General features: G+C 52.8%; 16 protein-coding genes. 10 read left to right on the plus strand and 6 right to left on the minus strand.

Translation table 11 applies throughout. The annotated features are described in order from the left end of the window. Positions 1 to 51 precede the first annotated feature (51 nt). Positions 52 to 1,386 (plus strand): AAA domain-containing protein, encoded by a 1,335-nt coding sequence (locus ACP5SG_RS06990; protein ID WP_428123110.1) that lies wholly within the window; start codon positions 52 to 54, stop codon positions 1,384 to 1,386. Between the two features lie 21 nt (positions 1,387 to 1,407). Here the strand turns inward: ACP5SG_RS06990 and nadC are convergent, their stop codons facing one another. From nadC to ACP5SG_RS07015, 5 genes are all read right to left on the minus strand, one after another. Next, positions 1,408 to 2,331: a carboxylating nicotinate-nucleotide diphosphorylase gene (nadC, locus tag ACP5SG_RS06995; RefSeq protein ID WP_424661777.1), complete on the minus strand. Its 924-nt coding sequence runs from the start codon at positions 2,329 to 2,331 to the stop codon at positions 1,408 to 1,410. After that, positions 2,312 to 5,032: a valine--tRNA ligase gene (locus ACP5SG_RS07000; protein ID WP_407932048.1), complete on the minus strand. Its 2,721-nt coding sequence runs from the start codon at positions 5,030 to 5,032 to the stop codon at positions 2,312 to 2,314. Before ACP5SG_RS07000 ends, nadC begins: the two co-directional genes overlap by 20 nt. A gap of 101 nt (positions 5,033 to 5,133) precedes the next feature. Further along, entirely contained in the window at positions 5,134 to 8,022 is a 2,889-nt protein-coding gene (locus tag ACP5SG_RS07005; RefSeq protein ID WP_428123094.1) for a PD-(D/E)XK nuclease family protein, read from the minus strand. Beyond that, positions 8,019 to 8,282 (minus strand): hypothetical protein, encoded by a 264-nt coding sequence (locus tag ACP5SG_RS07010; protein ID WP_237888866.1) that lies wholly within the window; start codon positions 8,280 to 8,282, stop codon positions 8,019 to 8,021. The genes ACP5SG_RS07005 and ACP5SG_RS07010 overlap by 4 nt, the downstream gene beginning before the upstream one ends. 41 nt (positions 8,283 to 8,323) lie before the next feature. After that, positions 8,324 to 8,584, minus strand: a complete 261-nt coding sequence (locus ACP5SG_RS07015; RefSeq protein ID WP_424661779.1) for a hypothetical protein — start codon at positions 8,582 to 8,584, stop codon at positions 8,324 to 8,326. 232 nt (positions 8,585 to 8,816) lie between these two features. Between ACP5SG_RS07015 and ACP5SG_RS07020 the strand changes: the two genes are divergently transcribed. The 6 genes from ACP5SG_RS07020 (at position 8,817) to ACP5SG_RS07045 (ending at position 11,777) form a co-directional block, all read left to right on the plus strand. Then, on the plus strand, positions 8,817 to 9,089 hold the full coding sequence (locus ACP5SG_RS07020; protein ID WP_428123098.1) for a hypothetical protein: 273 nt from the start codon (positions 8,817 to 8,819) through the stop codon (positions 9,087 to 9,089). Between the two features lie 41 nt (positions 9,090 to 9,130). Beyond that, positions 9,131 to 9,550 carry a prepilin-type N-terminal cleavage/methylation domain-containing protein gene (locus ACP5SG_RS07025; RefSeq protein WP_428123100.1) on the plus strand — a complete coding sequence of 140 codons (420 nt, stop codon included), beginning with the start codon at positions 9,131 to 9,133 and terminating at the stop codon, positions 9,548 to 9,550. 94 nt (positions 9,551 to 9,644) lie between these two features. Further along, positions 9,645 to 10,106, plus strand: coding sequence for a type IV pilin protein (locus ACP5SG_RS07030; protein WP_424661782.1), 462 nt, complete (start codon positions 9,645 to 9,647; stop codon positions 10,104 to 10,106). 237 nt (positions 10,107 to 10,343) lie between these two features. After that, entirely contained in the window at positions 10,344 to 10,655 is a 312-nt protein-coding gene (gene rplU / locus ACP5SG_RS07035) for a 50S ribosomal protein L21 (RefSeq protein ID WP_237888869.1), read from the plus strand. Between the two features lie 11 nt (positions 10,656 to 10,666). After that, the gene (rpmA, locus tag ACP5SG_RS07040; RefSeq protein WP_237888870.1) at positions 10,667 to 10,921 is read left to right on the plus strand and encodes a 50S ribosomal protein L27; all 255 of its coding nucleotides are present in this window, start codon (positions 10,667 to 10,669) and stop codon (positions 10,919 to 10,921) included. Then, entirely contained in the window at positions 10,902 to 11,777 is an 876-nt protein-coding gene (locus ACP5SG_RS07045; protein ID WP_424661783.1) for a glycosyltransferase, read from the plus strand. The genes rpmA and ACP5SG_RS07045 overlap by 20 nt, the downstream gene beginning before the upstream one ends. Before the next feature lie 10 nt (positions 11,778 to 11,787). Here the strand turns inward: ACP5SG_RS07045 and ACP5SG_RS07050 are convergent, their stop codons facing one another. After that, positions 11,788 to 12,753 (minus strand): NAD(P)-binding domain-containing protein, encoded by a 966-nt coding sequence (locus tag ACP5SG_RS07050; RefSeq protein ID WP_237888872.1) that lies wholly within the window; start codon positions 12,751 to 12,753, stop codon positions 11,788 to 11,790. A 432-nt stretch (positions 12,754 to 13,185) separates the two neighbouring features. Between ACP5SG_RS07050 and ACP5SG_RS07055 the strand changes: the two genes are divergently transcribed. The 3 genes from ACP5SG_RS07055 to mtnA all read left to right on the plus strand — a co-directional run. Continuing rightward, complete coding sequence (locus tag ACP5SG_RS07055) at positions 13,186 to 13,455, plus strand: MarR family transcriptional regulator (protein ID WP_237888873.1); 270 nt, start codon at positions 13,186 to 13,188, stop codon at positions 13,453 to 13,455. A gap of 29 nt (positions 13,456 to 13,484) precedes the next feature. Then, entirely contained in the window at positions 13,485 to 14,912 is a 1,428-nt protein-coding gene (gatB, locus tag ACP5SG_RS07060; RefSeq protein WP_237888874.1) for an Asp-tRNA(Asn)/Glu-tRNA(Gln) amidotransferase subunit GatB, read from the plus strand. Beyond that, the coding region (gene mtnA, locus ACP5SG_RS07065; RefSeq protein WP_428123108.1) for an S-methyl-5-thioribose-1-phosphate isomerase at positions 14,909 to 15,822 on the plus strand (914 nt) is incomplete at its 3' end. The genes gatB and mtnA, both read left to right, overlap by 4 nt.

The raw sequence follows: 15,822 nt of genomic DNA on the forward strand, positions 1-15,822 counted from the left end.
AGCAGCCTATTCGATCACGGGAAACTTCGGTATGGAACCAGACGTATAACGCTGCGGGAGCATTTCCGCTGTATGCCGGAGATCATTCGATTCAGCAACAATCTGTGCTATTCGGATACTCCGCTGATCCCCTTGCGGCAGTATGGCCCGAACCGCCTGCCTCCGCTCGACCATGTCTTTGTGAAAGGCGGATATCGTGAGGGCTCGAACAACCGTGCGATCAACCGTCCGGAGGCCGAAGCCATCGTTGAGAGAATTGCAGAGATGAGCGGCGACAGTCGTTATGACGGCAAGACGATGGGCGTGGTAGTGCTTCAAGGTGAGGCGCAAGCGGCTTTGATCGAGAGTCAATTGCTCGAACGATTGGGCGCCGAGGAAATGGAGCGGCGCCGCTTGATCTGCGGCAATCCCTACAGTTTCCAGGGCGACGAGCGAGACATCATGTTTCTGTCGCTTGTCGCTGCCAGCAACGAAAGAATCGGTCCCCTCACAAAAGCGGTGGATGAGCGACGTTTCAATGTCGCGGCCAGCCGCGCCCGTGACATGATGATTCTTTTCCACTCGGTCACTTGTGACGATCTCAGCGCCTTGTGTCTTCGACGTCAGTTGCTTGAGTTCTTCGAGAACACGAAACCGCAACAGATCGCCGGAATCGAGCGGGACGAATTGGAGCGGCGAGCGGCCCAGGACAACCGGCGCGTTGTGAGTCCTCCCGCACCATTCGAAAGTTGGTTCGAGGTTGACATCGCCTTGGAACTTCTTCGCAGGGATTTCACGGTGCTTGCCCAGCATGAAGTCGCAGGCAAGCGGATTGATCTCGTGGTCGAGGGCGGACAAGCGCGTCTGGCGATCGAGTGCGACGGCGACCGTTGGCATGGCGCTGACCGCTATGAAGACGACATGCAACGCCAGCGACAATTGGAGCGTTGCGGATGGGAGTTCTTCCATGTCAGGGAATCGGCATTTTACTCAAACAAGGTGGATGCCTTGAATGGTCTTTGGAATGCACTAGATAAAAGAGATATTTATCCGCAATATGTTGATGTTTCAAAAGAATCAAGTACATACTCATTTTTGAGACGCAAGACGAAGCGACCGAGCAAGAACCCCCGAGAAAGCGAGCCCGATAGGTCTATTCATGGGTCAGAGATCGATATCAAAGTCGAAGTTGAGGATACCGTAGTTTATGTAGATATTGAAAATCCTCAGGACGAAAAGCAGGCATTAATAACTTATGAAAGATCAAATCCGGAATGCGGGGCTATCAATATCAACACGCCAATCGCAAGAGCGCTTTTAGGTAAGCCATTAAACTCCATCGTTGAGGCAAAGTTACCCAAAGGAACGGTCTCGTTACGCATCAAAGACATTAAGAAGCCAGTCTAAATGCTTCGTAGTTCCTCGTTGTCAATTGCAGGTCGACGAGCTCTCCGATCCCCTGCTAGATGCCGAACTTGAAGGGGTGAGACAATGGCCATCCGCAAAGGCAAAACGTATCACCCTGAGACTCAGATCAACGGCCCTGGCCGAGTGGGTGAGCGCCCCTGCAGACACGATATCGACCCCGGTTCCGGCCACATCCCTTACGTTTTCAAGGCAGACGCCGCCCGAGGCCTCGAGCAGGAGGCCTGGCTTTAAACCGCGGGCCATGGCCACGGCCTCTGTCAAGGTCTTGACATCCATGTTGTCCAAAAGCACTGCATCCGCCCCGGCATCGATGGCCTCCTTTAGTTCATCCAGGGTACTGACCTCGATTTCGATCTTGAGCGTATGTGGACATGAGGCCCTGACCTTTGACAAGGCCTCTTTTATGGAACCGCAGGCCGCTATGTGGTTGTCCTTTATGAGGATGCCGTCTGAAAGCCCATAGCGGTGGTTGAAGCCGCCCCCTGCCCGCACCGCGTATTTTTCAAGCACCCTCAGGCACGGGGTGGTCTTTCTGGTATCAACAAGGCGGCAGGGGAGGTCGCCTATCTTCTCTACAAAGTGCCTGGTCAGGGTTGCAATGCCGCAGAGCCGCTGCAGGAAATTCAAGGCCGTGCGCTCCGCCTGAAGGATGGCCTGGAGACTGCCCTGTATCTCCATCACCACATCGCCGCTGTTGGCCCTTGCGCCCTCATTAAGGGCCATCGGGAAGCTGCAATCCGGGTCGCACTGCAAAAAGGCCTCTTCAGCGACAAATATCCCGGCAACGACACAGTCTTCCTTGGCAACGACAACGGCACGGCCCTTGACATCCCGCGGCACGCAAAGCGAAGTAGTGATATCCCCGTGCCCGATATCCTCACGGAGCGCCTGCGCCACTATCCCTTCATAGAAACGCCTGTCCATCTCTATCCCTTGATCCTATGGCGGATTCAAGCATCTTTTTGTGGTTTACGATCTTTTCCATCTGCGCCTCGAACCTCTTGAGCTTCTCCCGCTCCTTTTCAATGATCTCACGTGGGGCCTTTGAAAGAAAATCCTCTCTGGCAAGTTTTGTCATGGCCTTTTCAATCTCGGAGGCGAGTCTTTTCTCTTCCCTTGTGGCCTTCTTGATCTCACCTTCTATGTCAACAAGGCCTTCGACCGGCACGAATAGCTCAAGGTCTTCAAGGATCACGGTCGCAGCACCCGAAGGTCTCCTCCCGCCCACAGGGAGAAAGACGATTTCTTCAACCCTGGCAAGCGTGGATATGGCAGGCCCATGAGACTCCATGATGTCCATTGCCCTTTGCGAATGGGCGATCACCATGACCTTCACCCCGGCCCCTGGGTGGATATTCAGTTCGGCCCTGATGTTTCTTATGGCCGTCACAACCTCGATAAGGCCGTTGACCAGGGCCTCGGCCTCAGGGGAATCGAACTCAGGCGAAGACATAGGAAATGGGGCGGTCATGATATAACCTTGTCTGCCCGGGAGGCTGTGCCAAAGTTCTTCTGTCACAAAGGGCATGATTGGGTGTAAGAGCCTTAGACTGTTGTCGAGCACTATGAGCGAAACGACCCTCGCAGTCCGTTTTTTTGCGGCGTCATTGCTTGAAAAGGATGGCTTTGCAAGCTCGAGATACCAATCACAGAATTCATGCCAAAAAAACTGGTACATCTCCCTTGCCGCCACATCAAAATCAAAGTTGTCGAATGCAGCCCTTACCTTGGCGATGACGGCGCTGAGACGCGAGAGTATCCACTTTTCGTAAAGACAATCGGCGAGATCGAGACCGGCGAGGGCTGTAAGACCGGACACCCTTGCAGCGTCCAAGGCCTCATGCCTGCCCCCAAGATTCATCAACACAAGCCTTGCGGCATTCCAGATCTTGTTTACAAAGTGCCTGTAACCCTCAATCCTCTCCTCCGACAACTTGATGTCCCGACCTTGTGCAGCCAATGAACACAAAGTGAAGCGCACCGCATCCGTGCCATATCTGTCCATAATGGTGATAGGATCTATGACATTCCCCTTGGATTTGCTCATCTTCTGACCCGATCCATCGCGCACCAGCGCATGGAGATAGACATGCACGAACGGGACATCCCCCATGAAGTGCAACCCCATCATCATCATACGGGCCACCCAGAAAAAAAGGATGTCAAAGCTAGTGATGAGCACGGAAGTCGGATAATAGCGTCTGAGCTCCAGCGTTTCATCAGGCCAGCCCAGGGTCGAAAACGGCCAAAGGGCCGAGCTGAACCACGTATCGAGCACGTCCTCCTCCTGGATGAGTTCCAAACCGCCGCATCTTGGACATGTCTTAGGTGTCTCCCTCGCCACGATCAGCTCTCCACATGCCTTGCACTCCCAGGCCGGGATCCTGTGCCCCCACCAAATCTGGCGCGAGATGCACCAATCGCGGATGTTAGTCATCCATTCCTCATAGGTCTTGATCCATGAAGCCGGCATGATCCTGGTCTCTCCATTCAAGACCGCCTTTAACGCCGGCCCTGCAAGCGGGGCGACCTTCACGAACCACTGCTTCGACAATCTAGGCTCGACCGTAGTCTTGCAACGGTAACAACCACCAGCCGCAAGACTGTAAGATTCCTCCTTTTCCAGAAGCCCTTGGGCCTTGAGGTCTTCAATGATCTTCTTTCTCGCCTCGTAGCGGTCGAGACCTGAATAAGGGCCGAACCCCGGCTTGATGTGGGCATTCTTGTCAAAGATGTCTATGGCCGGCAGGCCATGGCGTCTCGCCGTCTCAAAGTCATTGAAATCATGGGCGGGCGTAACCTTGACCGCGCCTGTACCAAATGCCGGATCGACCGTATCGTCCGCCACCACCGGGATGTCGCGTTCCATCAAAGGAAGGTGGAGCATCCGCCCGATAACGGCACTGTACCTCACATCGTCTGGATGGACCGCAACAGCCGTATCGCCGAGCATGGTTTCAGGTCTTGTGGTGGCCACCGTCACATGGCCTCCACCGCCAGAGACCGGATATCTTATATACCAGATCCGGCCATCAGCCATCTCGTGCTCGACCTCTATGTCAGCCAAGGCAGTATGACATCTCGGGCACCAGTTTATGATGCGATCGCCCTTGTAGATGAGCCCTTCTTCAAAGAGCCTCACAAAGACCTCCCGGACAGCGCGCGACAACCCATCATCCATAGTAAAGCGCTCGCGGCTCCAGTCACATGAACAGCCGAGGCGTTTGAGCTGTTCGATGATATGGCCGCCGCTCTCCTGCCGCCACCTCCAGACCCGCGCGATAAACTCGTCCCTGCCCAGATCGTCACGGGTCTTGCCCTCCGCTGCCAGCTGGCGCTCCACCACATTTTGCGTAGCGATGCCCGCGTGATCCGTACCAGGCACCCAAAGGACATCGAAGCCGTCCATGCGCTTGTAGCGTACAAGGATGTCTTGAAGCGTGTTGTTCAAGGCATGTCCGATATGCAATACCCCTGTCACGTTGGGTGGGGGGATGACCATGGAAAACGCAGGCCGGTCCGAACCCGCATCCGCCCTGAAGAGCCCGGCGCTAATCCACTCGCCGTACCAGCGGCGCTCCACTGCACTGAAATCATACGCCTTTGGAAGAGGCACGCCTTTCATTGAATACCCTTTACCCATAAAAACCTCTTACCGATAGAAATTTGCGCGCAATCCAGCTAATCGAGATTCTAGCCGCAATCATAAAAAAGCGAAAGGGCGATCTATACAGCTGCCCTGCAAAGGCCAGTGCTGTACGGACAGGAGCGACATTGAGCCGGATCCGACGGGTCAGGCTCAAACGATGTCTCGGGATCAAGTATCTCTGAAACGATGGACTTAAGGGCAGGTAGATATAGCGAATCCATGAGCGATTCATGATCGTCTCCGGTCCCGAACAAGACCTTTCTAACATCATCGGGTCTTGTCGAGGCCCCGATGCCCTTAAGCTCATAAATTGCCGCATTCATTCGGTCCCACCGGCCCTTGAGATCAAAGATCCGGTCACAAAGAATGAGGTAGATGGGAAGCTGAAAGGAGCCGATGGTCGCCTTCAGGGCCTCCCTCGAAAAGTCCGTCGCATACCTACCCTTGGGCATCTTTATATCGCCCCCGGTCTTGTAATCTATAACCCACAAGACGCTGCCTCTGTCCCTTTCAACCCTGTCCACGATACCTTTCAGTCTCACCTGCACCCCGTCGTCCAGATCGAATCCGGCCTCGAACGGCCTTTCCAGCCCGAGCAAAATATGGCCTTTGACCCAATCCTGCTCCAGCCTAAGGAGATGCCCCAGCCTATAAAACGCGGCCTCTCGGAACAGATCCACGGCCGCATTGAGCCACTCGTTCCCGCCGAACTCCTCCCTCAACACACAATCCAATCGCTCAGCAAGCACAGCGGACTCATCCCCACTAAACACCATCTCCTTGTCGAGCCAACGCCCGTACACCTCCTTTAACACCCTGTGGATCAGGCGCCCGACGGCATCTGGACCTAAGGCCCGGCCTACGTCTGCAATGCCCTGTCTCAGGCCGAGGCAATAGGCCGCATAAAACCTGAACGGACAAAAAAGATATGTGTCTATCGAGGTCGAAGAAAAGATAAAGGAAGAAAGCAGGCTGGCTACGCCGTCCTTCGGCATGGAGACCGCCGCCGCGCCGCATTGTTCAAAAAGTCCAGATGGCAGTCCAGCACCCCCGGATGAACAAACCGACCGATATCCGACCCCATCGTCATGTCTAACATCATACCCAACAGGGATCAGGCCTGCCTTTTCTTTTTCCCATAGGATCTCCTCGATAAAACGGCTCTTAACCCTTTCACCCCCTTCAGAAAAGAATAAATGTGCCTCCTGCGCCCTTGAGAGGAGCCTTTGAAGATACCTCCTGCTCAAATCGACCGTTTCCTTGCGGCCCGGCAGGCCTAGACGGCGCCTTAGACCAGGCGGCAGCAAGGGATTTATGTCCTCCTCTGGCGGCAGTATGCCCTCATTTACATCAAAGACCAGGACCTTCTTGAAATCCAGACACCTTGTCTCCATGAGGCCAAGGACCTGGAGGCCGTCCAACGGCATGCCGACGAAAGGGATATGGATTTCGCGGGCAAGATGGCGGAAAAGGAATCTAAACCCGTTTGCAGTCAACGGTTCAGCAGCTATCGGACCCTGGATCAGGGTATCGAGAAACTCATACAGGGCCGACATGAATTCCCCTGCCATGGAATGGGACTGCCAGGTGCTCGAATCAACGATCAAATCAAGGATGGATATCAGGGCCGCTGCGAAACCGCGCACATCCGCCGCCTCCCCAGGGTCCAGAAAGAGCCTCCTGTGCACTTCGGACAGAAATCTGACCCATACGCCGCCCACCCCTTCGTCATCTTCAAGATCCTTCAGCACATCCCCACACCTGACAAAGATGGGCCTCTTTTCCGCAACCCAGGCCTCTATCCTGTGGACAATCTTGCGGAAACACTCCTCGGCCGGCAGGTCTTCGCGGTCCCTGGCATCAAGGGGCCTTAAGCCCTTGACATATGGATGACGCAGCACATCGAGGTATTCCTGCACATGGAAGGCGTCACTGCGGCGGCCTGTCTGGGCGTCCAAGACGAGACACAACAGTCTAGCAGGAGGCGTATGGGCAAGCGGATACCCCATTGAGATGTTGAAAGGCACGCCTCTGGCGCTGACCAGCCATTCCAAAACAGGTATAAGGGCGCTTTGATCTGGAAGGACTATGGCCTCTTCATCGGGACCGATGGCGCCCTGATCCGAAAGGCCTGTAAAGAGTCCGCGTGCCTCGAATATCTGGGAATGAAGGTCAGGCTGCATATGAAGCGTGAGCGATGGATGAGAAGAGAGGTCGTCTTCAGGACCTTCCGCGACCTCTCTGATGCAATCAAGCCTTGAAAGCGAAGAAAACACCTCTTCTTCGGCCTTTGTAAGCATAGAAAACCCGACCAGCCACACCCGCCGCCGACCTGGCTCCATCCAGGATGGGAATGGGTATGACCCGCCGCTGGCCAAGGCCCTTGCCGTCTCGGCTGCCAAACGGTACCTCTCGCCGCGCGTCCACAGACCGTCTGCGGCAAGACGCTCGATCCATGCACGGTAGAGATTGGGGAACCCGCGCCAAAGCCCACAGGCCTCTCCACTTAAACCTGCATCGGCAAGGGCAAGCGGCACGGCCCTATCCAGCTCTTCAGGCGATACAAGACCGGCCCCGAACTCGTCAAAGGCCTTGATCAGTCTGATTCCCCAAGGGGAAAAGGACTCAAATCCACCTGCCGATCCACGCCCATCTGTATGAACGGCTGTACGAAAAAGGAGGTATAGAAGCTCTACAAGAGACGCCTCCCTCCTGCCGACCCCTGTCGGCGCAGTCGCGGCCAATGCGGTCATGAACCTTTCTATATCAAGGATCTGCGGCGGGACAAACGGTCTTTTCAAAAGCCTGCCCAATTCCCTTCTCAGATAAAACGCAGGGCGCTTCCCTGGAAAGACTACCGTAAAGGCGGAAAGTCCCACCCCTTCCTCCTCGGCCCTCAACACCAAATCCCAAGCCAACCTGCGGATCAGGGTCATGGCCTTGCTTGTCTTGAGACCCTGCATCATGCGGCAAGCCTGACCTTCATCTCAACTACAGTCTTCTCAAGCTCCGTCACCCTCTCTGCTATCTTCAAATGCTCCTCCTGCTTGACGACAGCCAGGGCAAGCTGGTCGATACGCTCATTCAACTTGTCGTTCCGCATAATAAGGTCGTTGTGCACCTTGTCAATACGTTGGATCAGGTCGTTATTGATCTTGTCAATACGCTTATTGGTATCGTCAAGACGCTTGGTAAGATCAGCGTTTACCTTGTCGATGCGCTGCACCAGGTCGTTGTTGATCTCGTCTATACGCTGGTTGGTCTCGTCTATCCTCCGGCTCTGGTCGACAGGTGGATATTGACGTCATCGAGCCTCTTCTGGATACCGTCAAGGGCCACCTTGATCTCCCTGTAACCGGATTCAATGGTTACAAGCTGCAGGAGAAGTATCTCGGCCATCGCCTTTTTATGGTCTCCATCTCCATGGCAGGGCATCTCCTTTGTCCAATTCAACCTGAAGAAATAATAGCAGAGATTGGGAATTGAGTAAACAAAACAGGTGCGCAATGTGCGCCGGGAAACCTCCATCTCTTCCCCCTCACTCCAAACCTCTCCCGCAAGGGAAGAGGGTTGGATACTGGAAGGCCTATCTGTTCTTTCCCCTCCTTATTAGGGTGTAGTTCAATCCCCATGCTCTTTCCCTTCCCTTGACGGTTGACGGGGATTAAGGAGAGGGTGATGGAGTAGGGGCGCGGCATGCCGCGCCCCTACGGAACTCGGCACATCCTACGACTGGCTGTTTTCAAAAAATTGTCATAATATGACAAAATTTGTAAGTGCGGCAAATAGACTGCCACCATATTTAGTGGCTGGATTTTTTGATGGCGCTATATCTGGTTGGCTGATGCTGGCATACAAATTGCTCTATATAATGACAAGGCCTTGGAAAGGGGGTGGGGCAAAAATCAAGGAGGCCGGGGCCATGACCGATAAGACAGATGTAGGGTGCGCCGACGCATCGCAGACAGGCCCAGCCTTTGTAGGGGCGCACCGTTCGCGGTTAGCCGAAAAGACAAGGGACAGGATCTTTTAGAAAAATAAATAAAATAAAAAAGTAAAAAGGAGGAACAAAAGATGTTAATTAAAATGGCGGAAATGGCAAAGAGGCCTGTAAACGGTCAAAAGGGTTTCACACTGGTCGAATTGATGATCGTCATCGCAATCATTGGGATTCTGGCGGCCATTGCCTTGCCGCAGTATAACGCCTACAGAAGAAAGGCCCAGGCGTCAAAGCTTATAGACGCCGCAAGGGCGTGCGCCCAGGAATATGCAGCGGCCTGTCAGCAGGATACTGCTGCTACCCCCACGGCCCTTGTTTCATGCGCCACCCCCCCCACCCTTCCTTATTTAACTGCTACAGCTTTTACAACTAATGGTGGCTCCTGCGACAATATTAACTCCACACTTACAGGCACCACACAGGATGGGACAACCTATACAGCCGCCTGCACCGGTGCATATAATACCAACATCACATGCACATTAACACCATAGACTAAGATAACCATCTGACATCAAGCCCAGTAGGGGCGCGGCATGCCGCGCCCCTACTGCCCGGTGGGGTGATTTTTAGATAAAGGAGGTAATCATGCCAGCCTGCCCGCATCACCATCACACCAAGGCGCACCAAGGCGGTTTCACCCTGATCGAACTGATGATCACCCTGGCCCTGATAGGCATACTTGCGGCAGTCATAATGTCTATCTACACGCCATTCGTGGCCTCCGGCTACAACGACCAGGCCAAGGGCGACATCATGTCGGTCGTTACCTCCCAGGAGCGCTGGTTTGCAGACAACAACACCTATGCACCCGACGTCGCCACCCTCAATTTCACCCCCCACGCCAACGTCACAATCCTTTTCACCGTAAACGGCACATCCTTCAATGCCTGCGCCAAGCACCTCTGGGGCGACAAGATCTACGGCTACGACTCGGACACAAGACAATACTACCAGCAGGACAGCGCAAGAAACGTGGCCCTGGCCCTGGCCGCCTGCCCGGCAGCCACTACAGGAGACGACTTTGGCGGCTGGCAGCCCATGAAATAAACAGCAGGGCGGCTTCATTATAAAATTGCCATTCCCAAACATAGCGATGCAGTGATGCAGGGTGCGCTGACGCAGGAAGCGCACCGTTCGCGGTTCAACCAATCCGATGCGCCTCGTTCCTCGGCACATCGCGAGGTCAGCCCATGGTCCGAGGTGGATCGCGAAATTCAGCCTTGACATATGGCGCCCTCATGGTATCTTTTTACGTTGTTCGATTTTTGACGATAGCGAGGAAATATGTACGCGATAATAAAAACCGGCGGGAAACAATACAAAGTATCGACCGGCGAGACCTTGAGGGTGGAGAGGCTCGACAGAGAAGTGGGAAGTGAATTGGAGATAACTGACGTATTGATGGTCGTGAACGGCTCAGATATAAAGATTGGCAATCCCCTGGTCAAGGGCGCCACCGTCCTGGCCAACGTGACCGAACACGGTCTCGGCAAAAAGATCTTAATGATGAAAAAGAAAAGACGCAAGGGCTATCAGATCAAAAAGGGGCACAGGCAGCCCTATACCACCATTGAAATTAAAGATATAAGGGTCTAAGGAGGTCTCTAATGGCACATAAAAAGGCCGGCGGAAGTTCAAGAAACGGGCGTGACAGTGCAGGACAGCGTAGAGGCGTCAAGCGTTTCGGCGGTCAAATCGTACGCGCCGGCAACATCCTAGTGCGTCAGGTTGGCACAAAGATCCATCCTGGTCACAACGTGGGAATGGGCAATGACTATACACTCTTTGCAAAGATAGACGGTGAGGTGCGTTTCGAAACCGCCCAAAACAGAAAACGGGTAAGTGTCTACCCTGTCCGGTGAAAGATCCAACGAGTCCATCAAAGAGGCCCAACAAGTCCTCTCCATATCCATAGTAACATACGCTGCAGACCTTCATCTCCTTCAAGAAACAATAAAAAGCCTCTCCAGGGCTGTAAAATACGCCAAGAGACAAGGATTGCTCGATCATGCAGTCCTTGTCCTTGTGGACAACGGACCTGGCGGCGGGCTGGATGTCTTCTTGAGAGGCGGCCTCCACCGTATCTGGCCGTACAGCTTAAAATCAGTAAGGCCATTTAAAAACGTAGGATTCGGGGTCGGCCACAACATGGCGTTAAAGGAGATCGCCAGCAGCTCGACTGACTACCATCTTATCTTGAACCCTGACGTAATCATGGAAGAAAGCGCTTTATCGAACGCCCTGCTCTACATGACAAAACACCCTGAGACAGGCTGCCTTACGCCTTATGCCTCTTGGCCGGACGGAAGCCGCCAATATCTGTGCAAGGGATATCCATCGATCTTCACGCTGTTCCTAAGGGGTTTTGCGCCAAAGCCCTTTGCCGCGCCCTTTGCAAGGCGCCTGGCCGACTATGAACTCCGCGGCGTAACCGAACAAAGTGACATCGACACGATCAAAATTGCAAGCGGCTGCTTTATGCTCTGCCGCAGGCGCGCCCTTGACGAGATAGGCGGTTTCTCAAACAGATTTTTTCTTTATTTCGAGGACTTTGACCTCTCTCTCAGACTGTCCAGAAACTGGCGGATCGCCTATGTACCTTCCGTCAGGATCATCCATTTTGGTGGACGCTCGTCCCTCAAGGGACTGCGCTCAATAGTCATGTTTGTCAGGTCAGCCGCTACGTTTTTCAACATGCACGGCTGGAGGTGGTTCTAGCCGAACCGCATCATTTCACCAGATCGCCGTAACGGCTAAGTATACCGTCCATAACGATCTTGCCCGAATTAAACGCAGCCATTATCGATCCCTTTTCGACCATCAAATCCCCTGCCAGAAAGATCCTCTTGACATTCGTCTCTCCATATTGATCCACTCTCGGCCTTTCGCCGTCGAATTCAACACCGACTGACTCAAGGAATGCCCTCGGCGTCGTACCACCGAGACAATAAAACACCATGTCAAAGACCATGTCCCTCCCATCTTTGAAGCGGACACGCACCCCTTCGCCCGCCTGTTCGAGCCCTTCGATATCGCTGGCCATCATGAGATTCAATTTACCATTTGCGGCAAGGTCATGGATATTGCAGGCATTCACCTCGTTCAGGCGGAAGAATTCGGGCCGTCTATATGAAAGGCTTACATCATTGGCATCTGACAAAAAGCAGGCCGTCTCGGCAGCCGAATCGCCCCCTCCAACAACAAGTATCTTTTTGCCTGTCAACGGTGTCTTTGGGACAGCATAAAATATCTTGTCCTTGACCTCCTTGGGGATGGGATAACGCGGTTTTACCGGTTTGCCGAATATGCCTATGGCTATCACAAGGATCGGCGCCTTGACCTCAAGCCCGCCGCTTGTAGTCACATGGAAAAGGCCGTCTTTCTGAACGACGCCCCTGGCCTCGTTTTTATATCTTATGTCGAGCCTGTTTTCTTTTATAGCCTTGTCGATCCTCGCCAAAAACTCCTCCCGCGTTTCGGTATCAAAAGAGAGCTTTCCTATGGGCTCTACCTTTATCTTCCGAAATACCGGATCGACCCTTTTGCCTTCGTGATAAAGGGATACAATGGTGTCACATGCATGATCGGCCTTCTCAAGGACCATAACCGGGGATACGCCCGCCGCACCGGCCTCGACGGCCGTCGCTATACCGGCCGGTCCAGCCCCTATTACGATAATCTTGGCCTCTTCCATTCAACATTCCTCCTTGTATAGTAAAATCCTTGATAGATAACAGGTATTAGAGAAAAAATTCAATAGCCTTTCACGGAGCAAGATTATGACGACTCATGGATTTTGTCAAAAAGACAATCGCGAAGCCGATATCTCGAAGGGATGCCTGCATCCAATGGATTATTGTCCTTTCAGACAGGCATGTATAATATATTATCTATCCCGTGAAAAGATGAAAAAAGAGGATGAAACAAATCGCCATATAAATGGCGGCGGCGAATCGAACAGCGCATAAGTGCAGCATAGACATAAACATATCATGCAATACAAAACAATATATCGAGCTTGAACTCGTATCTTTATGAATAATATAAAAACCCTTTTAAAAAAGACTTGACAATTTGCTTTGTGCAAGTAATTTTCTCTTAAAATAAAAGAAAGGAGTATAATATCATGGCAGGAAAAAGAAGCAGGCCCTATACAGTAGATGATGTAGAGTTTGTATACGACAACTATGCAAAGATGACGGCAAGCGAAATAGCTGACAAGCTTGGCATAAGCAAATTTCAGGTCTCAAAGATAGTCGGCGAACTCAGAAAACACATGGAACTCCCTAAAAAGACCATCCAAAGACCAAATCCAATCTTTCAATTTCTGGAAAAACGCGGCGTATCACCAAAAACAAGCACAAAAGAATCAAAGGCCAGCAAATCCAAAAAATAACTGGTATCTCTTAAATTTCAGAGGGTTTTATGGAATTTGAAGCTGTCATAGGTCTTGAGGTGCATTGTCACCTCAAGACCTCAAGCAAGATATTTTGCGGGTGTTCCACTGCATTCGGTGCTGTCCCTAATACACATACATGCCCGATTTGCCTCGGTATGCCAGGGGTCCTGCCTGTCCTAAACAGGCAAGTGATAGAATTCGCGATAAAGATGGCTCTCGCCACCAATTGCAAGGTCGCTCCAAGGAGCCGCTTCGCCAGAAAGCACTATTTTTATCCGGATCTTCCGAAGAATTATCAGATATCTCAATATGAAGCGCCCTTGGCCGAGCATGGCTGGGTGTCTATAGACATAGACGGCAGGATCAAGCGTATAGGTATTACGCGCATACACATGGAAGAAGACGCGGGCAAGCTCATACACAACGAGACGCTCCCAATAAGTTATATAGACCTCAACCGTACAGGGGTCCCGCTTATAGAAATCGTCAGCGAACCCGATATAAGAAGCCCAGAAGAAGCGTCTGCTTATCTTAAAAAGATAAGACAGCTTGTGCGCTATCTCGGTATAAGCGACGGCAATATGGAAGAAGGAAGTCTACGTTGTGATGCAAACATCTCTATCCGACCTGTCGGCTCTAATGAAATGGGGGTCAAGACCGAGCTCAAAAACATGAATTCCTTCAGAAACGTCCAAAAGGCCCTCGACTACGAGATAAGACGCCAGAGTGCCCTTTTGCTTGACGGAAAGACGGTGGCCCAAGAGACCCGACTATGGGATGTATCAAAAGGCATTACTGTGTCGATGCGCAGCAAAGAAGAGGCGCATGACTACCGCTATTTCCCTGAACCAGACCTGCCGCCCTTAGAAATCAGCAAGGAATGGATAGAATATATTGCGGACGGGTTGCCGGAGCTGCCTGACAAAAAATGCACCAGATTCACCAGACAGTACGGGCTGCCTGCCTACGATGCCGAAGTCCTTACAGCCTCCAGGGCCACAGCCGATTATTTCGAAGAGTGTGTAAAACTCTTTCCTAACCCAAAGACCGTAAGCAACTGGATTATGGTAGAGCTTGTACGACTTCTAAAGGAAGATGAGCGCGAGATCGAGTCGTCGCCGATAGGCCCCGACGGCCTTGCAGGACTCCTAAGACTGATCGATTCAGGTGCCATAAGTGGCAAGATGGCGAAGGATGTCCTGGAGACTGCCTACAAAACAGGAAAAGACCCTGTCAAGATCGTCAAGGCCCAAGGGCTTTCCCAGGTCAGCGACGAATCTACGCTTAAGGCCGTGATCAAGAAGGTCTTGGATGAAAACCCAAAAGAGGTGGAAAAGTATAGGGCCGGCAAGACCAAGGTCCTGGCCTTTCTTGTGGGTCAGGTCATGAAAGAGACCAAGGGAAAGGCAAACCCCAAGAAGGTAAATGAACTCTTCCTGGAGGCCCTCCGTTGAGACATGGTTCCATCGACCCTATTGATCTCCTTAAAGAAGGTGGCTCATCCATCACGCCGCTCCGCTGGGAGTGCGGCGTCCTGTATCTCCTAGACCAGAGGCTGCTGCCGCATAATGAAAGGTGGCTTGCCATCACAGGCGCTTCCGGGGCTGCATCAGCCATAAAGGATATGGTGGTGCGCGGCGCACCTGCCATAGGCATAGCTGCAGCATTCGGCCTTGCGCTCGAGGCTAGAAGGCTCGAAACAAGGTCTCAAGCCGAATTTCTCAACTTCTGGCTGAAAGCAGCAAATATTATGTTAACAGCCAGGCCTACCGCGGTGAATCTTAAATGGGCAGTTAAAAGGCTTAAAGATCTAGTGCTCGCCGACCCTGCCGGCCATCCGTCCGGCATTGCCGAGGCCGTCGAGAGAGAGGCTATGGCCATCTGGGCCGAAGACATCGAGGCAAATCTCGCAATGGGCCGGTTCGGCGCAGCGCTACTGCCGGATAAGTGCTGCGTACTTACTCACTGTAATGCAGGCGCCCTTGCGACAGGCGGCTATGGCACGGCGCTTGGTGTCATAAGGGCGGCAACCAAGGCGGGAAAAGACATAAAGGTCATAGCCGACGAGACAAGGCCATGGCTCCAGGGTACACGCCTTACGGCCTGGGAACTTATAAGAGACGGGATATCCGTGACATTGATCGTAGACTCAGCTGCAGGTCTGCTTATGCATCGCGGTCTTATAGATGCGGTCATCGTCGGTGCCGACAGGATAGCTGCAAACGGGGACACGGCGAACAAAATAGGGACATACACCCTTTCCGAACTTGCAAGGGCGAACGGCGTGCCGTTTTATGTAGCCGCGCCATGTTCGACAATAGACCCCGAAACGCCGTCCGGTAATGCCATCCCCATTGAAGAAAG

The sequence above is a fragment of the Dissulfurimicrobium sp. genome (assembly GCF_049968175.1).
Classification (GTDB): Bacteria; Desulfobacterota; Dissulfuribacteria; order Dissulfuribacterales; family Sh68; genus Dissulfurimicrobium; species Dissulfurimicrobium hydrothermale.

What these genes read in the sequence shown, in the direction of transcription:
- nadC (WP_424661777.1), bottom strand. Translation starts at nt 2,331, where the DNA reads ATGGACAGGCGTTTCTATGAAGGGATAGTGGCGCAGGCGCTCCGTGAG.
- ACP5SG_RS07000 (WP_407932048.1), bottom strand. Translation starts at nt 5,032, where the DNA reads ATGAAAGGCGTGCCTCTTCCAAAGGCGTATGATTTCAGTGCAGTGGAG.
- ACP5SG_RS07005 (WP_428123094.1), bottom strand. Translation starts at nt 8,022, where the DNA reads ATGATGCAGGGTCTCAAGACAAGCAAGGCCATGACCCTGATCCGCAGG.
- ACP5SG_RS07015 (WP_424661779.1), bottom strand. Translation starts at nt 8,584, where the DNA reads ATGGAGGTTTCCCGGCGCACATTGCGCACCTGTTTTGTTTACTCAATT.
- ACP5SG_RS07020 (WP_428123098.1), top strand. Translation starts at nt 8,817, where the DNA reads ATGACAAAATTTGTAAGTGCGGCAAATAGACTGCCACCATATTTAGTG.
- ACP5SG_RS07025 (WP_428123100.1), top strand. Translation starts at nt 9,131, where the DNA reads ATGTTAATTAAAATGGCGGAAATGGCAAAGAGGCCTGTAAACGGTCAA.
- ACP5SG_RS07030 (WP_424661782.1), top strand. Translation starts at nt 9,645, where the DNA reads ATGCCAGCCTGCCCGCATCACCATCACACCAAGGCGCACCAAGGCGGT.
- rplU (WP_237888869.1), top strand. Translation starts at nt 10,344, where the DNA reads ATGTACGCGATAATAAAAACCGGCGGGAAACAATACAAAGTATCGACC.
- rpmA (WP_237888870.1), top strand. Translation starts at nt 10,667, where the DNA reads ATGGCACATAAAAAGGCCGGCGGAAGTTCAAGAAACGGGCGTGACAGT.
- ACP5SG_RS07050 (WP_237888872.1), bottom strand. Translation starts at nt 12,753, where the DNA reads ATGGAAGAGGCCAAGATTATCGTAATAGGGGCTGGACCGGCCGGTATA.
- ACP5SG_RS07055 (WP_237888873.1), top strand. Translation starts at nt 13,186, where the DNA reads ATGGCAGGAAAAAGAAGCAGGCCCTATACAGTAGATGATGTAGAGTTT.
- gatB (WP_237888874.1), top strand. Translation starts at nt 13,485, where the DNA reads ATGGAATTTGAAGCTGTCATAGGTCTTGAGGTGCATTGTCACCTCAAG.